Origin of the sequence: Acidiferrobacter thiooxydans (assembly GCF_003333315.1) — a bacterium.
In the GTDB taxonomy this organism is placed as follows: Bacteria; Pseudomonadota; Gammaproteobacteria; order Acidiferrobacterales; family Acidiferrobacteraceae; genus Acidiferrobacter; species Acidiferrobacter thiooxydans.
Genome location: NZ_PSYR01000002.1, coordinates 293,611 through 313,393, shown reverse-complemented (window position 1 = coordinate 313,393; position 19,783 = coordinate 293,611). Strand labels below are relative to the sequence as shown.

14 protein-coding genes and 2 pseudogenes are annotated in these 19,783 nt (G+C 62.4%); 8 read left to right on the top strand and 8 right to left on the bottom strand.

Going from position 1 to position 19,783, the window contains the following annotated elements:
• The first annotated feature begins 32 nt into the window (after positions 1 to 32).
• From C4900_RS08490 to C4900_RS08480, 3 genes and pseudogenes are all read left to right on the top strand, one after another.
• The gene (locus C4900_RS08490; protein WP_065972142.1) at positions 33 to 296 is read left to right on the top strand and encodes a hypothetical protein; all 264 of its coding nucleotides are present in this window, start codon (positions 33 to 35) and stop codon (positions 294 to 296) included.
• A 742-nt stretch (positions 297 to 1,038) separates the two neighbouring features.
• Positions 1,039 to 2,154 (top strand): annotated as a pseudogene (gene nirK / locus C4900_RS08485) (copper-containing nitrite reductase).
• A complete protein-coding gene (locus C4900_RS08480) occupies positions 2,151 to 2,567 on the top strand; it encodes a c-type cytochrome (RefSeq protein ID WP_114282947.1) in 417 nt (138 codons plus the stop codon). Before nirK ends, C4900_RS08480 begins: the two are co-directional and overlap by 4 nt.
• A gap of 1,077 nt (positions 2,568 to 3,644) precedes the next feature.
• Here the strand turns inward: C4900_RS08480 and hflX are convergent.
• From hflX to C4900_RS08450, 6 genes and pseudogenes are all read right to left on the bottom strand, one after another.
• Positions 3,645 to 4,943 (bottom strand): annotated as a pseudogene (gene hflX / locus C4900_RS08475) (ribosome rescue GTPase HflX); the annotation flags it as partial.
• Positions 4,944 to 4,968: 25 nt separating this feature from the next.
• Positions 4,969 to 5,229, bottom strand: a complete 261-nt coding sequence (hfq, locus tag C4900_RS08470; protein WP_065969872.1) for an RNA chaperone Hfq — start codon at positions 5,227 to 5,229, stop codon at positions 4,969 to 4,971.
• 53 nt (positions 5,230 to 5,282) lie between these two features.
• Positions 5,283 to 6,221 (bottom strand): tRNA (adenosine(37)-N6)-dimethylallyltransferase MiaA, encoded by a 939-nt coding sequence (gene miaA / locus C4900_RS08465; protein ID WP_065969871.1) that lies wholly within the window; start codon positions 6,219 to 6,221, stop codon positions 5,283 to 5,285.
• Entirely contained in the window at positions 6,218 to 7,723 is a 1,506-nt protein-coding gene (gene lysS / locus C4900_RS08460; RefSeq protein WP_114282946.1) for a lysine--tRNA ligase, read from the bottom strand. The genes miaA and lysS overlap by 4 nt, the downstream gene beginning before the upstream one ends.
• A gap of 14 nt (positions 7,724 to 7,737) precedes the next feature.
• Positions 7,738 to 8,836 (bottom strand): peptide chain release factor 2 gene (gene prfB, locus C4900_RS08455; protein WP_338144572.1). Its coding sequence is split into 2 segments (ribosomal slippage): positions 7,738 to 8,760 and positions 8,762 to 8,836, totalling 1,098 coding nucleotides; the frame shifts between segments, so codons are not numbered across the junction.
• Between the two features lie 113 nt (positions 8,837 to 8,949).
• The gene (locus C4900_RS08450; protein ID WP_211306851.1) at positions 8,950 to 9,528 is read right to left on the bottom strand and encodes a cytochrome P460 family protein; all 579 of its coding nucleotides are present in this window, start codon (positions 9,526 to 9,528) and stop codon (positions 8,950 to 8,952) included.
• A 332-nt stretch (positions 9,529 to 9,860) separates the two neighbouring features.
• Here C4900_RS08450 and ppk1 point away from each other — a divergent pair, with 332 nt between their 5' ends.
• From ppk1 to C4900_RS08430, 4 genes are all read left to right on the top strand, one after another.
• The gene (gene ppk1, locus C4900_RS08445; protein ID WP_114282944.1) at positions 9,861 to 11,873 is read left to right on the top strand and encodes a polyphosphate kinase 1; all 2,013 of its coding nucleotides are present in this window, start codon (positions 9,861 to 9,863) and stop codon (positions 11,871 to 11,873) included.
• Positions 11,874 to 12,835: 962 nt separating this feature from the next.
• Positions 12,836 to 15,238, top strand: a complete 2,403-nt coding sequence (locus C4900_RS08440; RefSeq protein WP_114282943.1) for a TonB-dependent receptor — start codon at positions 12,836 to 12,838, stop codon at positions 15,236 to 15,238.
• Positions 15,239 to 15,450: 212 nt separating this feature from the next.
• On the top strand, positions 15,451 to 15,999 hold the full coding sequence (locus C4900_RS08435; protein ID WP_114282942.1) for a hypothetical protein: 549 nt from the start codon (positions 15,451 to 15,453) through the stop codon (positions 15,997 to 15,999).
• Positions 16,000 to 16,293: 294 nt separating this feature from the next.
• Complete coding sequence (locus C4900_RS08430; RefSeq protein ID WP_211306850.1) at positions 16,294 to 16,884, top strand: class I SAM-dependent methyltransferase; 591 nt, start codon at positions 16,294 to 16,296, stop codon at positions 16,882 to 16,884.
• Between the two features lie 382 nt (positions 16,885 to 17,266).
• On the opposite strand, the gene C4900_RS17255 is transcribed toward C4900_RS08430, so the two are convergent.
• Both C4900_RS17255 and C4900_RS08420 read right to left on the bottom strand, forming a co-directional pair.
• The gene (locus tag C4900_RS17255; RefSeq protein WP_211306849.1) at positions 17,267 to 17,947 is read right to left on the bottom strand and encodes an RNA-guided endonuclease InsQ/TnpB family protein; all 681 of its coding nucleotides are present in this window, start codon (positions 17,945 to 17,947) and stop codon (positions 17,267 to 17,269) included.
• A gap of 154 nt (positions 17,948 to 18,101) precedes the next feature.
• Positions 18,102 to 18,395, bottom strand: a complete 294-nt coding sequence (locus C4900_RS08420) for a hypothetical protein (RefSeq protein WP_147267119.1) — start codon at positions 18,393 to 18,395, stop codon at positions 18,102 to 18,104.
• A 355-nt stretch (positions 18,396 to 18,750) separates the two neighbouring features.
• Between C4900_RS08420 and C4900_RS08415 the strand changes: the two genes are divergently transcribed.
• Complete coding sequence (locus C4900_RS08415; RefSeq protein WP_114282941.1) at positions 18,751 to 19,770, top strand: J domain-containing protein; 1,020 nt, start codon at positions 18,751 to 18,753, stop codon at positions 19,768 to 19,770.
• Positions 19,771 to 19,783 lie beyond the last annotated feature (13 nt).

The following is a 19,783-nucleotide window of genomic DNA, read 5'->3' as shown; positions in this document are numbered from 1 at the left end:
GCCATCGGCTCAAGTGAAAAGAGGGATCAGTCATGACCCATGAGATTCTGAAAAACGACCACGAGGTGCCAAGCCGCAGACCGCTCGCCAATGCCGTCAACTGGTCGCTGTTTCGTCGCCGCCAGGATGCGGAGGATTACCTCGACCACGTCCGCATCAACGATGGTTACGAATTGATCGGTGGCCACAGCCAGGACAGCGTAGGGGATTACTGGTGGGTCGGGGTACGCGTGCCATCGATCACCGACTGGGGTCATACCCAGGCCATCAACAAGCATGGCCGCCACGGCGACTAGGCCGGCTGATCACCCGAGAGACGCGCAGTCGTGGCCGATGCCCTCAAGGAGACCCGTCCCCCGCCCCAGGAAAGACGCCGCGGACGGTGACACCGTGATCGCACCGCCAGGACGCGATCCATCGGCCAAACGGCCTGCGGCCATCGTTGCGGCGCACTACCGGCGCTGCCCCCCTATCGCCTCATCGGCACGCGGCCCGGGTCGCCTTGTGGCATAGGTCCAGCCGGCGGTAACTGGCCCGGCTTGGTAATGGTAAGGCACGCAACCGCTATCCGCTGATACCTCAGGGACGCCTGATCCGGGCGCCGCCATGATCCCCATGAAACATCGCCCCACCCGCCCCCGCAGTCGCCGGACTCTCCAGGTTATCTGCGCCCCTTCCCCGTAGAATGTCCCGCCTGGGTCGCGCGCCATCTATCCTGTCGTTGCATGGGGTGCGCTGCGCCGACCACGAATCCCGCCGATGTCTGGACCCGCCCTTCATCCGTTCGCCTCACGTGGCCCACCCACGCCGGCCTGACATCCCGGCGTCATAAACCGCGTAGTGGCACACGGATCCGATTTCCATAATTCCGCCCTGCTGAGACACGCCGCGGGAGAAATTGATTATCCTCAATATAAGGATCTCTACATATGGGACATTATGGAAACCTACGATGGCTATGCCGGTGACGCTGTAACACCATGACACATCCACCGTGGTAACGGTCGCAGTTACCGCTCATTCTCATAGGGGACGCCCATGGTGACAAAAACCACAAATGGCGAGGCGGGCGAGCACGAAGGGGCACACGCCATAGGCCGCAGGCGGTTCCTCCAATACGCCACGACCGCCATGGGCGTCGCTTCCCTGGCCGGCCTCACGCCAACATCAGGTGCCGGCACGATTATCGGCGCTCGGCGCATCGCACAGGCCTCAGGGATTCTGAAGCGAGTGGCCGCGGATCCGACTCATATCCCGCCACCGATAGCGCGCAGACGGCCCGAGATCGTACCGATAGTGTTGGAGGCGCGCGAGATCATAGCCGAGATCGAGCCCGGGGTCTTGTTTCGGTTCATGACCTATAATGGCTAGGTGCCCGGTCCGTTCATCCGCGTACGCGAGGGCGACATCATCGACCTCACGTTCCGCAACCCCAAAACCAACACCGAGGCGCATAACGTGGATTTTCACGCGGCCATGGGCCCTGGCGGTGGCGCCCTTGCGACCTGGACGGAGCCTGGGGAGGAGGCGCGTCTGCGTTTTCGCGCCACCTACCCCGGGGCCTTCATCTACCATTGCGCGGTCTCCAACATGGACATGCACATAAGTTCCGGCATGTTCGGCATGATCCTCGTGGAGCCCAAGGCCGGACTGCCGCGAGTGGACTATGAGTTTTATCTGGGCCAGAACGAGATCTATACGGATAAGCCCGCGGGTCTACCCGGCCAGCATCACTTCGCCATCGGCGCCATGGTGCGGGAACAGCCGACCTATGTGGTGATAAATGGCGCGGCACATGGACTGACCGCCCAACGCTATGGTGCCATGCAGGTCCGGACGGGATCCACGGCGCGCATCTATTTCGTCGTGGGCGGCCCCAATCTTTCCTGTAGCTTCCACGCGATCGGCAATGTCTGGCACGAGCTATGGCCGGAAGGGGCCACGGCAAACAAACCGCTGCACTTCGTGCAGACCTATCCCGTGCCGCCAGGATCGGCGACCGTGGCCACGCTTCACTTTCCCGTGGCCACCGACATCAAACTCGTCGATCACGCACTGACGCGTGTCGTTCATCAAGGATGTCTGGCGGTCATCCATGCCGAAGGACGCGGCAATCCTGAACTTTTTCAAGCCCGAGGGAAACGCCTACTATGAAAACCCACCGTTATCCATCACCCTCTGTCCACGCCGCGGTCGCGCGTACCATGCCCATTCCCCGAAAGATGACCATGACCCTCGTCTTGTCGGCGCTCGCCGCAGTCGTCGTCGCCCACGGCACCATGCACCACGAGCGCGCGCTGATGACACAGGCCGGCTGCTTTACCTGTCATGCGGTCCACAGCCGCAAGATCGGTCCGGCGTTCTCGTGGGTCGCATACCACTATCGAACCCAGCCCGGCTCGCTCCAACATCTGGCCCGCAAGGTCATTACGGGCGGGACCGGGTACTGGGCCCCCTGGACCTACAATACGCCCATGATCCCGCATCCGAATCTGTCGATGACCCAGGCCGAGGGCATGGTCCGATGGGTACTGAAGCAATCTCCCATAAAGCCGCCAGCCCCGTAAGCGGCTTGGATCTGTCCAACCCGGTCGCGGCCCCACAGACGTGCTTGGGGTCCAAGGCATTGTGGGGTCGCTTTCCGGTCACTGCATGGAGCAGCGCATGGGCCATTGTCTCGACGTTCCCGATATCCGCTTGCCGCGCGTTCCCGATCGTACCACCGCTTCAGCAACCCACCCTCGCGCAGGATGCGCTACGGACGGTTACCATAGGTCTGCCCCATATCCACGACCATGCGATAAAGCGCCGTCTACCAGACAACCCAAAAGTGCCGCGATCCTCGATAACGACCGCCCTCCCGTTGACCTGCAACCACATCGTCCGCGCCAAGCTTATGAAGGGCGTGCGCTGGGGACATTGGTGTAGATACTGCCGATGGGGTGGTCGATTGTATTTCCATGGTTGTCAGAAAAGATCGGGCATGGATCGGCCGGCCGCTTGAGTGCGGCTGTTTCCAGCCACCCACGCCACGCTCCATAGTCCGGAAACCTGAGATGCTGCGCCATCCGTCGATGGCCGTCGTCATGAAGAAAACCGCGGATTACCGCCATATTTACGCGCTTTTTGACAGTCGTTTACGCCACCATAGCCTTCGTCCCAGGAACGGCGCTGGGCATCACCCCAAGACAGAATGTCCTCGCGCTCGCACATAGGACGATCCATATGGATCTTTTTCTGGATGCTAGCAGCACCCTTGTTAAGCCGTCGCATCTCGAGGCCGACAACATAAGGGAGATGCCGTGCGGGAGTTGGTGCGATGGGTATTCCAAAGACCGTCGCCAGGGAAATCGTCCAGAAGGCTGCCAGGTTCTTCCGGGACCACGGGCACCAAAGGACGTCGATGGCCGACGCGGGGATGCCTGCGGACCTCTGAAAGGCGGCCTCTATCATCACTACCAGGGCAAGGCAGATCCGGCCATCGACGTCCTAAAGCGCATTCGTCGGGTCTTTCACGAGCGCATATTGGCCATCGGTCGGGAGATTCCCGGGCCGCATCGCACCCGTATCCGGCCAGCGCACAACCTCCTCAAGGCCAAGGCCGCCCACCCCAGGCACCCTTCGCAAACGGGATCCCGCGCCCTTCAGGCATGTCCCACACCGACCTCGTCCTGCTCTTTCTCGCCGGAGGCCATAAACGTCACCTCCACACCCTGCTCGGCGGCAATCCACCGCCCCGCCTCGCGCGACATGGCAAGCGTCATGAGCAACATATCGCCTTCAACCGCTTCGCTCAGCACGGTCCCCGCCCCATAGAGGCGTGAGCGCAGACGACCCTCGTGGAGTGGGATGCGGATCACGGCCTGGACCTGCAGCGGCCCCAGCCGCTGGTGGATAGCGTCCAACAGTCCATCGAGGCCCGCACCGGTGTGCGCGGAAACGAAGACCCGTCGCGCCTGCCCAAACCCATCGACCTCGATCCTCGGCTGATCTCCGATCGCATCGATCTTGTTCATGACCATGAGCCGCGGTACATCCTCGGCACCGATCTCGGCCAACACGCGATTGACTTGTTCCTCATAGGCGTAATGATCGGGATGGCTTGCATCCACCACGTGCAGCAGCAGATCGGCAAACTGCACCTCCTCCAAGGTCGACCGAAACGCCGCGACCAGACCGTGCGGGAGGTGACGAATGAAGCCTACGGTATCAGCGAGGATCATAGCGCCGGCCCCCGCAAGCTCCACACGCCGCATCGTCGGGTCCAGGGTCGCAAAGAGGCGATCGGCGGCATAGACACCTGCCCCGGTCAGGACATTGAAGAGCGAGGACTTGCCGGCGTTGGTATAGCCGACCAGAGAGACCGTGGGGACCACGGAGCGCAGTCGCGCCCGACGGCGCATCAGACGTTGCCTACGCACCTTATCGAGGCGCTTATGCAGCACCCGGATGCGCTCGCCGATCATGCGCCGGTCGCTCTCAAGCTGGGTTTCGCCCGGTCCGCGTAACCCTATACCGCCTTTCTGGCGCTCGAGGTGCGTCCATCCGCGGACAAGCCGGGTCGACAGGTGCTCGAGCTGGGCCAGCTGCACCTGGAGTTTGCCTTCATGGGAATGGGCGCGCTGCGCAAAGATGTCGAGGATGAGGCCGGTCCGATCCAGCACGCGGGCCGCAACCGCCTTCTCCAGGTTGCGCTCCTGTCCAGGCGACAAGGCGGCGTTCACCACCACCAGCTCCGCGCCGGTCGAGGCGACCAGCGCGCGTACCTCCTCCGCCTTGCCCGAACCAACATAGGTCGCGCTATCCGGCTGTTGGCGCGCGCCCTCCACGACCCCGACGATCTCCGCGCCCGCTGACAGCGCGAGTAGCCGCAGCTCCTCGAGATCCTCCTGCTCCTCGGCGTCCGCCAGCCGCAAATGCACCAGGACGGTGCGCTCGCGGCCCGCGGACTCGCCGAGACTCTGCCACTTATTCGTTGCCTACCCCCTTGTCCGCCTCGTCCATATCAAAGGTAAACTTGACCGGACGACTGGGCACCACCGTGGAGATGGCATGCTTGTAGATCATCTGGCTCACGGTATTCTTCAATAAGACCACAAACTGGTCGAAAGACTCGATTTGCCCCTGCAACTTGATGCCGTTCACCAAAAAGACCGAAACCGGCACATGTTCCTTGCGCAGAACATTCAAATAAGGGTCTTGTAAAGCCTGCCCTCTATGCTGACTCATGACAGTTCTCCTGTTCTTATATTACCGTTACTGAGGCGCCTGGCGGTTATGCGTCATAAGCCATATCCCATGGCATCGATGACATCCCGTATAATCGTCGCGCAGGCCTCGGGCGCCCGGGGACCATCCCCGTCCAGCCATCGTACGGCCGGATCCGCCCGCAACCAAGTCAGTTGACGCTTGGCGAGCTGCCGCGTAGCGGCGCTGCCCTGCTCGACGAGATCATTATACGGGATTTTGTCCCGCAGGTATTCTCCGACCTGGCGATAACCCACAAGCCGCAGCGCCGGGGCTTCCGCCGGCAACCCCTGTCCGAATAACCAGGCCGCCTCCTCTATAAGACCGCGCACGAGCATGCGCCGAAAGCGTAGCCCGATACGACGATGAAGTTCCGCGCGCTCGCGCGGGGCCACGGCGAACTTAAGCCATGCATAGCGCCCTTGCGGTGCCCCCCCGACCGCCGGTACGCGCCCCACTGCACGGACGATCTCGAGCGCGCGCACGATCCTCTGCGGGTCGGTAGGTGCGATGGCCAAGGCCCGTCGTGGATCGCGCTCGACGAGTTCCGCATAGAGCGCTGGCAGCCCTTTGGTGGCAAGCTCCGCCATCAGCGCTGCGCGCCTCGCGGCATCGCTCGCCGGGATATCGGGCAACCCATGTTCCAGCGCCCGAAAATAAAAGCTGCTGCCCCCGACCAGAACCGGCACGCGCCGGCGGCGGAGCGCGGCATCTATCGCCAGCCGCGCGTCCTGGCAAAACGCCGCCGCCGAGTAGCTTTCCGCGACGCTGCGAATATCTATGAGACCGTGCGGCAGGACGCGGCGTTCACCAAGGGTGGGTTTGGCCGTACCGATATCGAGTCCGCGGTAGATCTGGGCGGCATCGACGCTGATAACCTCGATGGCCAGGAGCCGGCTCAACGCAAACACAGTGGCAGTCTTGCCCGCCCCTGTCGGCCCCATGAGGAACACGACAGGAGGGATATCGATCATGAACCCTGAGGGCGCATATGCGGAAACAGGATCACGTCGCGAATGCTCGGGGCGTCCGTGAACAACATGACCAAGCGGTCGATACCGATCCCCTCGCCGGCCGTGGGCGGCATGCCGTATTCAAGTGCCTCGATATAATCGGCATCGTAGTGCATGGCCTCTTCGTCGCCATCCCCGCGCCGCTCGACCTGACGCCTGAAACGCCGCGCCTGATCCTCGGGGTCATTCAATTCCGAAAAGCCGTTAGCGATCTCCCGGCCCCCGACGAACAACTCAAAGCGGTCGGTCACAAACGGGTCGGAATCGTTGCGTCGCGCAAGCGGCGAGACCTCCGCCGGATACGCCGTTATGAACGTTGGCTGCAACAAATGACCCTCGATGGTCTTCTCAAAGATCGCCATCTGCAACCCTCCAGCCTCGAGGCCGGGTTCCACCGGTAGCCCCTTGGCGACCAGAAACGCCCGCAGCGCCGAGACATCGCGCAGGTCGGACGGGGCATCCGGATGATGGCGGCGAATCACCTCCTCGACCGTCCAGCGCGCAAACGGTGCCCCCAAATCGTAGCGCTCTCCCTGGTAGGTGAGCATGGATGTCCCCAACACCTCCATGCACATCCCACGCAACAGGACCTCCGTCATGTCCATCAAGTCGCGATAGTCAGCATAGGCTTGATAGAATTCAACCATCGTGAATTCGGGGTTATGACGCGTGCTCAGGCCCTCGTTGCGGAAATTGCGATTGATCTCGAAAACGCGCTCGAAGCCGCCGACCACCAGTCGCTTTAGGTAGAGTTCGGGCGCAATGCGCAGAAACAGCGGGATGTCGAGCGCATTATGGTGAGTCACGAACGGTCGCGCAGTCGCACCACCGGCGAGCGGCTGCATCATTGGTGTCTCGACTTCACTGAACCCACGCCCCTTCAGAAACGCGCGCAGATAAGCAATGATACGCTCGCGGCGCTCGAAGACGAGACGCGTATCGGGGTTTACGATAAGGTCAAGATAGCGTTTGCGGTAACGCGTTTCCTGATCGGTAAGCCCGTGGAACTTCTCGGGTAAAGGTCGTAGGCTTTTGACGAGTAGCCGCAGATGTGCCGCACGTACGCTCAGCTCCCCAGTCTTTGTCCGGAACAGCCGCCCGGTCACGCCAATGATATCCCCAAGGTCCCATCGCTTGAAGGCCTCGTAGGTCGGACCCACGACGTCACGCTCGACAAATATCTGGATGCGCCCGGTCGCGTCCTGGATGTGGCAGAAGCTTGCGCGTCCCATGACCCGCTTGGTCATGATCCGCCCGCCCAGACGCAGTTCCCCGACGGCAGTCAACATCTCCTCGGGGGCGTCCCGATAATCGGCCAGCAACGGACCGGCCTGGTGATCGGGGCGAAAGTCGTTGGGATAGGCATTGCCCTCCGCACGCCACGCCTCGAGCTTCTCGCGGCGCAGCGCGATATGGCGGTCCTCGTCTCCTGTGATCTCGTTGTCGTCTCGCCCTTCGCTCACACCTACCCCTCCCCTCACAGGCCGCTCTTTAAGCTCGCCTCGATGAATCGATCCAGATCGCCGTCCAAAACCGCCTGAGTATTCGCGACCTCGACACCGGTGCGCAGGTCCTTGATGCGCGATTGGTCCAGAACGTAAGAGCGGATCTGGCTGCCCCAGCCAATATCCGACTTGCTCTCCTCGAGCCGCTCCTGCGCCTCACGCTTCTTTTGCATCTCGAGCTCGTAGAGCCGGGCCTTCAACATCTTCATGGCCTGCGACCGGTTTTTGTGCTGTGAGCGGTCGGTCTGACATTGCACGACAATGCCGCTCGGGCCATGGGTGATACGCACTGCGGAATCCGTGCGGTTCACGTGTTGGCCACCGGCCCCACTCGCCCGATAGGTATCGATCCTTAAGTCGGCGGGATTGATCTCGATATCGATATTGTCATCGATCTCGGGGTAGACGAACACCGACGCAAACGAGGTGTGCCGGCGATTGCCGGAGTCAAACGGCGATTTGCGTACCAACCTATGGACCCCGGTCTCCGTACGCAGATGCCCAAAGGCGTAGGAGCCAACGTACTTGATCGTGGCGCTCTTGATGCCAGCTACCTCGCCGGCCGAGACCTCGACGATCTCGGTCGCGAAACCGCGACGCTCGCCGTAGCGCAAATACATCCGCAACAGCATCTCCGCCCAATCCTGGGCCTCGGTCCCGCCCGACCCCGATTGGATGTCGAGAAAGGCGTTCGCCGGGTCCATCTCACCCGGAAACATCCGCTGGAACTCCAGGGTCTCGAGACGCGTCCTAAGGCCCGCTACATCGCCTGCGATCGCCTCCTCGGTGGCCCGATCCCCCTCGGCGCGCGCCATGGCAAAGAGCTCCGTGGCCTCGCCAAGGCCCGCCTCGAGCGCGCGAATGGCGCCCACGGTCTCCGCCAGCCGTGCCCGCTCGCGCCCGAGCTCCTGAGCTCGCACCTTGTCGGCCCATACCTGCTGGTCCAGAAGTTCGCGCTCGACCTCAGCTAGGCGCTCTTCTCGGGCATCGATGTCAAAGATACCCCCGAAGGGCGGCCGTGCGCTCGCGAAGCTCGCGCAGCGCCTGCTCTATGCTCCCCTGGTCTTCCACCACGGCGCCTCCAAAAATCCGGCAGGATACCGGAACCGCCGCGGAAAAACGAGGGCACGACAGCGGGCTCGTCGTGTTGTCGGCCCCCGAAAGGCGCATCCATCGTATGGGCTTTAAGAATGCCCCTGATGCGCGAGCGCAGCACGATAGAAAGGCGAGATCGGCTGGCCCGGGAAGAACTTCTCCACGGTCGCTATCGGCAGATTGGTTCCGGATGGGAACGTGAAATCCGTCTTGGCGGCGATCGCATGACAGGAGATGCAACTGTGCACGCGCCCATAGGCGATGACGTGGCCGTCGGGCTTGTAAGCGGCCATGACCCAGTCGCGATCGGCACTATCATAACCCGGCACCTTCAGCATCGCCGTTACCGTCTTCAAGACCTTATGGATATCGAAATTTTCCTTGATATAAAGGCTTCCCGCCGGGAAACGCGTCACGTTCCGGACGCCGTGCGCCGCGGCCTTTACCGCGATCGCATTGGCCCGGTCGATGGTGTAGTAATCGGCCATCCGTGAGCCATGCATCCACAAATGGCTCCCTGGCAGCAACGCACCGCCGTTCTCGAGTGCGCGGACCTCCTTGAAAAGTGCGGCGGGCGTGGGGGCCTTGTCGGCGGCAGAGGCAAGCAGCGGAATCAGTAGGCCGGCGCACGCGACGCTCGCCCACCCTTTCTTATTGTATATTGACATTGGGACGCTCCTGTGGTTTACGCCGTGCCCATCATCACGCGACAACCCGCCCCTGTCAACGGACGCGACCCTTCCCCAGCGCCGTTTTGTGCCTTTCTTACGGGCTTTTATCATCACCGTTCCTTATGCCAGCATAATTCCTACAACCGCACTCCTTGGCCGTGGCCACGGTCTTTCCCGGGCCCGATGCATGGCGCGCGCGACCCTGACACGAACCATGCTAATATGCACGCATTGATCCGCCGACCATGTCGGCCTTCTGTCGCTAAAACAGCGGAACCACCCGTGAGCACTCTCGACCTGGGCGGCCGGCCCGCAACCGCGCGCGCGCCGTGACCGACATCGATTTAAAGAACCCATCCCTGTACATCAACAGGGAGCTGAGCGTACTTGCCTTCAACCGGCGGGTCCTGGAGCAGGCCAAGGACGACCGTCTGCCACTCCTCGAACGACTGCGGTTTTTGTGCATATCGAGCACCAATCTCGACGAGTTCTTCGAGGTGCGCGTGGCCGGGCTCCAGCAACGCGCCCAGATCATCGGGACCGCGCTTGCGCCGGATGACAAGACCGCCACCGAAACCCTGCGAGCGGTGCGCGAAGAGGCCCTGGACCTAGTCTCCGAGCAATACCGGGTCCTAAATGAGATCCTGATTCCGGAGCTGGCCGCGGCGCGCATTCATATCATTAAACGCGACAGCTGGACCGAGGCCCAAGACGCTTGGCTGCGCCGCCACTTCGAGGAGGAGCTTTTGCCGATCCTGAGCCCTCTAGGGCTCGATCCCGCGCACCCATTCCCCCGAATATTAAACAAAAGCCTGAACTTCATTGTCTCGCTCGAGGGTCGCGATGCCTTTGGTCGTCACGGCGGGATGGCCATAGTCCAGGCGCCACGGGCACTCGCGCGCGTCATTGCGCTCCCACGCACCGATCACCAGAGCCACGAATTCGTACTCCTGTCATCGGTAATTCACGCCTATGTAGGTCGGCTGTTTCCGGGCATGGCAGTGCTCGGCTGTTATCAATTCCGAGTGACGCGCAACAGCGATCTTTTCATCGACGACGATGAGATCGATGACATCCTGCGCGCCGTGCAAGGCGAGATTGCCTCGCGCCGCTACGGTGACGCCGTACGTCTCGAGGTTTCACGCGAATGCCCGGACGCCACCAGTGGATTCCTTCTGCGCCAGTTCGAGCTCGAGGCCGACGATCTCTATGCCGTAAACGGCCCCGTGAACCTGAACCGCCTAGGCGAGATCTATGATCGTATTGAGCGTCCGGACCTGAAGTATCCGGGTTTCGTCCCCGGAGTACCGCGGACGCTGGCATCCGGGAGCGACTTGTTCGCCGCTATCCGTCACGCCGACCTCCTTATGCATCACCCGTTCGAATCCTTCCTGCCGGTCGTCGACTTCATCCAGCAGGCAGCCGCGGACCCCCTGGTGCTTGCCATAAAACAAACCATGTACCGATCAGGGCCGGACTCTCTCATCGCCGATGCCCTAGTCGCGGCTGCGCAGGCCGGCAAAGAGGTGACTGTTGTGATCGAGCTGCGCGCGCGCTTCGACGAGGCCGCCAATATTGCCCTTGCCAACAAGCTCCAGGAGGCCGGGGCCCACGTCTTGTATGGGATCGTGGGCTTCAAGACCCACGCGAAAATGGCGCTCATAGTGCGCCGCGAGGCCGGCGTCCTACGCCGCTATGTCCATCTCGGCACGGGCAATTACCATCTACGCACCGCTAAGGCCTATACCGACTACAGCTATTTCACGTGTCGCCCGGAAATCGGCAAGGATGTGAATCAGGTCTTTCTGCAACTCACGAGCCTCGGCAGCATCATGCCGCTACATCACCTCATACAAAGTCCGTTTACCTTGCACAGCCAGATGCTGGCCCTGATCGACCGCGAGCGGGCGCACGCGCTGGCCGGCCGCCGTGCGCGCATCATACTCAAGGTAAACGCCCTGACTGAACCCGATATCATTCAAGCTTTGTATCGCGCCTCCATCGACGGCGTCTCGGAAAATATCCAAGTGCGTTCCGTGATAGGTCGGTTCCTCGAACATAGCCGCATCTATTACTTTGCCAACGGGAGTCAACCGGAAGTCTATCTGGCGAGCGCCGACTGGATGGAACGTAATTTCTTCCGGCGGGTCGAGGTGGCCTTTCCAATCCAATCGCCACGGCTGCGCGATCGCCTCGTACGCGATCTGAAGCGTTACCTAAAGGACAATACTCACGCTTGGATCCTGCAGGTCGACGGCCAATACCGCAGATCTCGCCCCTACAAAGGTACCGGGCGGGACGTCCAGGCAGAACTGCTGGCGGAGTTCGCCGAGCAGAGCTGAGGACGGCCGGCGTACCCGAATCTGCCGGATGCCAGGCGCACTCTGCTGTATTGGGCGGCTTTCAGGCCACACAAATCGCCTCTCCGTAACGGCCTGGATGCGCGACCCGCGCTGGCGGCCGGCCCCACATGAGTACGCGTCGGATCATAGGTAGGGCCGCTCGGACTTAAAGTCCCCCTACCCAAGCCGTCATGGCGCGATGGCGCGCATGCAAAGGGATACCATGCAGGCGCCGGATGCCCGGAGCCGCCGACACCTATCGCGACCGGTAGGCGGCCTGCCTATCCGCGCGCTTCCCTGACGGATAGGGACAAGGAGTGCCCTGACAGGACCTCGGGGCCGTCCTAGGGCGCCATGATCCCCAGGGCAAGAATGGCAGGCCAAAGAGAGGCTTGGGCGTATGCCGCCGATCCCCTTCCTCCCATAGGGATTCGATCTCTCCGATCCGGGGGCCAAGGGGGCCTTGTACGACTCCCAAGCCACGGGGCGCCTGGTCGGGATCGATCTCGGTTGGGGGCCGGTGCTGGATGAGGGCCCACGACGACGACCATCGGGCACACCTGCGACACCTATCTCTGAAGACCCCGCATCACAAGACCCTTCCCCTACCCCGGCGGTCGCCATGGCGCATATCGCGTGATACTCAAAGCCTACACCTTCTTGTCTCTCGACCTTCGCTCGCGGCCTTAGCTGACCATAACTATTGGAGTTTCTCTGGATACCTCGACACCCATTCCTGTCTCCCGCGAATGGTGCAGGGATTCATCCACGATGCCCATAATGCGGGCAATACCTTTGGCTTACCCGAAGGCCCGAAGTGCCCGATAGGGCTCTAGAAGCTGGCAGTGACGGGCAATCACCCCCAACGCGTCTGCCGGACACGTCCATGGCATGGCAATTGCTTAACGCCCAGGGTATCCGGCCATGCCGGCTTGTACCCATCCTCCACCGGAGGGAGAACCATGCGTCATCGCGCTCATACTCGCCCCCTGCAACACCCGTCGTTCCGCCCCCTTTTTCTCATGGTGATTGCCTGTCAGGCGGCATTGCCGCAGGCCGCCTGGGCGACAACGAAGACCCACAGAAAGGTCGTGAAGATCGAGGCCGTCAAAAAGCGTTACGAGAAAATGGAGATGGGTGAACACAACATCCCATCCGACATGTCAGTGCTCACCAAGAAACAGATCCGCGCCCAGAGTTCCTCGCAATCGATCTATAGCATTCTAAAGCAAACGCCGTCGGTCAACGAGTATCAGCAGAATGTGGGTCCGGGCACGCCGGTACTTACGATTCGGGGGGTGCGCATGAGTCAGCTCGCCCAGACCCTCGACGGGATCCCCATGATCAGCTTGCTCTCGGGGGGCGAGGGAGCCTACCTCAATAACAACATCGGTTCGGTAGTCTCCAAGGGGCAGATCGAGGGCGTGCAGGTCTATCCGGGGGTGGCGCCACCCGACCGGCAGGGCTTCGCCACTGTCGGCGGGACCATCGCCTACCACACCCTGCAACCGAGCGTTAAGCGTTCGGCAGATCTGCTCACGCGCATCGGCTCGTTCAATACGACAGAATACGGCATCGAAGCCAACTCCGGGACCCTGAAATCGGCCGGCGGGTTGCGCTTGATCATGCGCCTCACCCATACCCATACGGCGGGCTATATCGAAAATACCCCGGCCCGCTACACGGATTTCCTGTTCAGCGCTGTGAAGCCCTATGACTACGGCCTCTCGCAACTCACTGGCACCTTGATCTATAACCGCGGCACGGGCTATCTCATAAGCTCCCCGCTGCCGGTCGCGCAGCTGAACAAATATGGTCTCTTCTACAATTACCCACTTTCCGAGGCAAGCACTCATGAGACCAATAATTTCATAACGGCGATTGTAGGTGACAGGACCTACATAAACCGTCACCTGCTCGTTGGCGTCAAGCTTTTCTATAAGGGCCGCAACAGTACCGGGAGCGCCTATACGAATCCCCAGTACATCAACGGTTCCTACCCCTATCAGGTGAACTTCAACGCCCCATATTTCGGATTCGGTCCGGTGGGAGGCCCCAACAATCCGAACAATGGCTTCTCATACGATCCCGCCGCCGTATTCGGGAGCTATCAAGCGGGCGAGGCTGCCGATCGGACAAACCAGACCTCCACTACCATTGGAATTACTCCCAAGGTCAATCTCTTCCTGCCGTATAACGATATCACTATAGGCGGCCTCTTCGCCCATGAGCGCGGTCACGGCACGCAGTACTTCTATGGAACTCTCGCCATGCCCGAAATAAACGGCTACAACTCATACACTGGCGCCGGATGGGGTGGCTATGGGTATCGCACCGTGTATAGCGGATACATCCAGGATAAAATCGGACTACTCCATAAAACCCTCCATGTGGAGCCCGGGATCACGGTGACCGAGGTCCACTCGCGTCAGTACCAGCCGATCAACCTCTATGCCGCGCCCGATTACCCCTACACGCTTGCCAACAGTGATCGCGCGATACTTCCTTATCTCGGACTGTCGTACGACATCACGCGCAAGATCGTAGCCTACGCGAGCTATGGCAAAGGGGCACGCTTCGCGCCGATCGCAGACTATGTGCTCGGACCAAGCGGCTCGAGCACACACGCCCCGGGCGCCGAGACCGTCAATGCCTACGAGGCCGGCATGCGTTATGTGGGCCGTCGGCTCTATCTGAACCTCGACGGCTTCCTGCAGAACATGAGCAAGATGTTCTCGTTCTACATCAACTACACGACCGGTTTCGCGCAATACGAAAACATCGGCAAAGAGCGCATGGAGGGCGCCGAGTTCTCCGGCAAATACCTGCTGACTCGCCACTGGGCGGTATCGGGCAACGCCTCCTATACGCGCGCGCGTTACCTGAACGGCTTTGCCGCGACCGATACGCCCTTCGAGGGGCAGTTCGGTTATGTGTTTCCGGGAGACCCCCTGGCCGCGGTCCCGAACTGGCTTGCCAATCTCGGCCTGAGCTACCGGAAAGACCGCTTTCAGGGGGATATCATCGGGCAATATACCGGTTCCCAGGTCACGACCTATGACCTGCCACCAACTGAAAGCAACCCGCAGCTCCAGGACGCCACCACCCCCAACCCCGGTAACCGCCTCGCCGGCTACTTCGTTCTGAATGTCGGGGCGAGCTATCGCATTCCCATTCACCAAGGGGTGCTGCGCTCGCTCAAGGTCGCTCTCAACATCGACAACCTATTGAATAATCACTATTATGTGCATTATTACCAAGTGTACAAGGAATATGGCTTTGCGGCCGTCGGTCAGCCCTATGACAGTGCCTACCCCGGGGAACCGCGCTTCATCGAGATCAGTCTCAGTGGGCGATTCGCGTAAGGGTCCGGTCGATAGGCCCATGGTGCCCCAGGCAGATGTGCGCAGATCGGAGGCATGATAGGCGCCTTCGGATACCGGGACGATGACCTTCCATCCCTAGGCGGCGGCCGATCGGCCGGAGGGCATCGCGAAGGCCTTGAAACGGATGGGAACCTGCCCCATGGGCCTACGGTCACAGGTGACAAACGATCTGAAGAGGAGGGTTTGCGCATATGAAAGGGAAATATCGGACGGCGATATCGACCATCGGTGTGGCCGCGGTCGTGGCCACGGCCCTGGCATTGCTCCCGGCTCACCACCGGCCGGCCCACACCCAGGGGGCGACTGGGCCGATAGCCCCCGCCCCCTTCCAGCAGGTCCGTGTCTATCGAACCCCGGGAGGGGGTCTGCTACGCACCGAGACCGTACGCTGGCAGGGTCCGGGCAGCATGACCATCGTCACCTGGTCGAGTAACGGCAAGGCCGGTGCGGCCCTCCCCCCATGGGTGGGTGTGGAGCTCGAAAACATGGCGGCGCAACAGCGCCTGCTGCAGGCGGCGATGCAGCGCCTGATGAGCGCCCAGGCGCCATTGCTGCCGCTGGCAGGCCCCATGGGCCCACTGCCGTCGCTCTCGATCCAGGTTGAATGGCCCCAGGGGATACGGGCCCCAGCCCCGGCAATAGCCCCAGCCACAGTCCCCGCCACGACCCCGACTGCGGCCCCAGCGCAGACGCCCGCGCCTGTCCTGCACCCGCAGGCCCGCCAAACGGTCGACATTTGATGGCCCCGGCGCCCGCCTTCGGGCGGGTGCCCTTCCTTTTTCTTGGGCTTTCAGCAAGGACCGGTCATACCGCGGGGTCGCGACCCGTGGGCCGCCATCCTCTGACGGGCCCGTCCATTCTCACCTCGATCGCCCCAGGTTTCGCCGGCCAGACGCGACCTTTGGCACCCTTGCGACTATCATTCATAAGGTCATCTTCCTCGAACCGGGCCACGACCCATGACCAGCCACCCATCCCCAGACACCCAGCCGGCCGTTTTGGACGGGTTCTTCCCCGCCACCAGCATGCCGGACATGGATTGGTGGCGCGCGCTCTGGCCCGATCCGGACGGCGTGGTGCAGGCCTTGGGGGTGGTCCCTGGGATGCGCGCGCTCGATCTCGCGTGCGGCGACGGTTACTTCACAGCGGCCTTGGCGCGCCGCGCCAGGCCGGGCTGCACCGTGGGTCTGGATCTCGATCCCGCGCTACTGGCCCAGGCGCGGGCCGCATGCGCCGATCTGCCCTGCGACTGGCGATTGGGGGATGCTATGGCCATCGGCCATTCGTGTCCTGGGCCATTCGATGTCGTGCTCATGGCCAATACCTTCCATGGCGTGCCCGACAAGGTCGCGCTGGCGCGCGCCGTAGCCGCGGTGCTCGCCCCCGAAGGCCGTTTTGTGATCGTCAACTGGTACCCGCGTCCGCGCGAGGAGACCGTAGTGCTCGGCAAGTCCCGCGGACCACGCACTGAGTTGCGTCTGTCCCCGGAGGCAACCATGAATGCCATCGCCGCCGCCGGCTTCGAGCGCCATCTCATCGTACCGCTCGCGCCCTACCACTATGGTCTCATCCTGCGCAAACCCGCACAGCGCGACGCACGCGATACCGCCCTCGCACCCTCATGATGATCACCGGCGCGTCATCGCCGGCCTCACACGCCACTCCGAAAGCTTTCGGGCGCGCATGCCGCGTCGGCCACGCGCCTTGCCGGCAGCCTGCGCGACACGCGCGAGACGAAACGCCCCCTCAAAGCACCGCGCATGTCCCGGCGGCGCACAGCGACTAGCCATTGATGGCAACGATGATCGCAGCCCGCATCACACCTGGGGTCCGCGGCATACGCCAAAGCGCGGTCTCGCCCACCACGCGTGCGGCGGCATTGAATCATACCGAGGGATGACGGCCAATAGCAGGGCGATGGCCATCACCACCTGGCCTACGACAAGTCAACAACCCCGCCCTAACAGGCCATAACGGCCTGCAATGAGGACGGAGCTTGTCCCTGTACTAAGCCGCGATCGTGTGCGGCGGTTCCGAGACTTTAGGCCGGTCGACAGCGGCCCCGGCCCGGGAACGGATGTTCCGGGCCGCGTTCACGTCCGCGTGGTCTGTGTGTCCACAGACCCCGCAGCGGAACTCGGCTTGGGAGGGGCGGTTGGTTTTGGCGACGTACCCGCAGACAGCACATTCCCGGCTGGTGTTGCGGGGGTCGACGATCTCCAGCATCACCCCGCCCCTTTGCGCCTTGTAGGCGATGAAGGTGCGGAGCTGATGGAAGGCCCAACCGCCCATCCGCGCCCGGTGTGCCTTGCGAAACCGTGTCCGGTCGCGAATGCCCTTCAAGTTCTCAAGGGCGATTCCGCGGCCGGTGTCTTGGGCCTTGGCAACGAGCGTTTTAGAGATCTGATGATTGACATCCTTGCGAAAACGGGCTTCCTGCCCGGAGAGTGTGCGCAGTTTGCGGGCGGGGCCTTGGGCCGGCGCCCGCGGCGCTTGCGCCCCGCCGCCTTCTGCAGTCCCTGGCGCCGGGTGTGGTGGCGGATGCGACAGGCCTCGACGCCATCTCCGGAATGTTTCACGCCGTCGCTGTCGGTAGCGACGTTGGCCACGCCCAGGTCGACGCCCAGGAAGTCGGTCGTGGAGGTTTTGGTGCCATCGGGGACGTCGACCGTCACCAGCAGGAACCATTGGCCGTCGCGCCGCCGGACCAAATCGCACTGGCCCTTGGCGGCGCTGAACCGTTCGGACTGGTATGTGCCCATGATGAACGGCACGAGGATCCGGCCTTGAAGCGTCAGAAGACTCACCCGGTCCAGCCCCTTGAAGCTCATCAGGCGCAGGTCTAAGGGATAGAGGCGCAGGGACGGAAATGCGGCCGTTTCTTCTTGTCGCGTTTATAGGCCTCGCAGGTCTGGGCGATACACCGCACCGCCATCTGCGCCGAGAGATCGAACCGGGCTCGCAACTCCCGATAGTACAACTGCTGCAGAAGGACCTTGTTGGCGGTCTTTCGGACAAAGGCCTCGCCCGCCAGCCAATCCGCCGCGGCGTTGCAGGCGCGTAGTGTGGCCTCCAAGGCCATCACCTGGTCCGGTGCCGGCAGAAGACGGGTTTGCAGGGTCATCTTCATGGGCACAGTACAGACAATATCCATCACAGAAGCAAGGGTCTGGAGGCAAAACCGGCGCTTTCCCTCCCCGGCCTGAAGGCCGGGGCCTCTCGCGCGAATCTGGTGAAAGGACCTCGGGGCTGCCGGATCCGGCGCCCCTTGACGATCCCGCCCCGGTGGGCCGATCGGGGTACCAGGCCCCGAACGCGGCCCGACAAACCACCCTGCCGGTCGCGGCCGTGCAGGTCGTGACCGGCGCCGCGAAATGCCTTACCATAAGGCACACTGTGACCAAGCCCCTGCCGCATCCGACGGCTACGGGCACTCCGGTCGTCCGCCCATGCCGTGCGTCGGCACGGCCTGCGTTCAAGGAGCACGACGCGTGTCCGAGTTTCAGATGCCTCTCGCCGGGTTCGGCCCCGACCCCGCACCCCTACCGAAAGGCCACAAGGCCTTCGATCGCCTCGTAAAGAAGATTCAGGAGGCGCGCGAGTCACTCGACGCGTGGGCCGCAGTGCTGGCCCCCTATCAGAAAAAATACACGAATGAGCTCGTCCCCCTGTGCGCCACCTGCCGCACCCTGCGTATCGGCTTTGTCAGGCGCCTTGATGAGGCGCTTGAAGAGAGGGGCCTTACGCAGACCGAGCGACGCGCCGTCCAGATGCTGGTCGTGGAATGCACCGCCTCCTTGCTCGAAGAGGGTGACGACCCGGAATTGCGCGCCCTCTACAAACGCCGCGCGCGCGGCGACTACGAGGATCGCGCCGCGAGGGCGCGCAAGGCCGCGGCCTTCGGGGAGGACTGTGGGATCGACCCCGAGGCCCCGATCGAGGAGATCTTGCGCTGGGCCGCCGAACAGTTGGGCGAGGACGTCGGCGGGGACCATGGGCCGCCGACCCGGAATGCGCCATCAGCGGCCGAGCACCACCGCATCCATGAATCGATCCGCGCCCTTTATCGCAAACTCGCAAGCGTCCTGCATCCCGACCGCGAGCCCGATCCGGATAAGCGTGACCACAAGACCGCGCTCATGCAAAGGGCCAATCATGCCTACGAAAACGATCGGCTCCTGCCACTGCTCGAGTTACGTCGCGAGCTCGATCCCGGGCAAGGGGTATGGGCGGGTGAGGACGAAGAGGCCGTGAAGCTTTATACCAAGGCGCTGCGACACGAGCTTGCGGCCCTCGAAGACGAGGTCATGGTCGCCGAGGCGGATTTCCGCATGCGTTTTGCCGTAGACCCGCTCGTGTCTCTGACCCCCCGCAATGCCCTGAAAATGCTGGCCGCCGAGATCAAAGAGACCCGCGCCATGGCCGACTCCCTGGAGATGGAACTCGCCGATGTTGCCGATCTCGCGTCCTTGAAGCGCTGGCTGCGTGTCCTGCGCGACGAGCTGTCCTAAACCGACACCGACA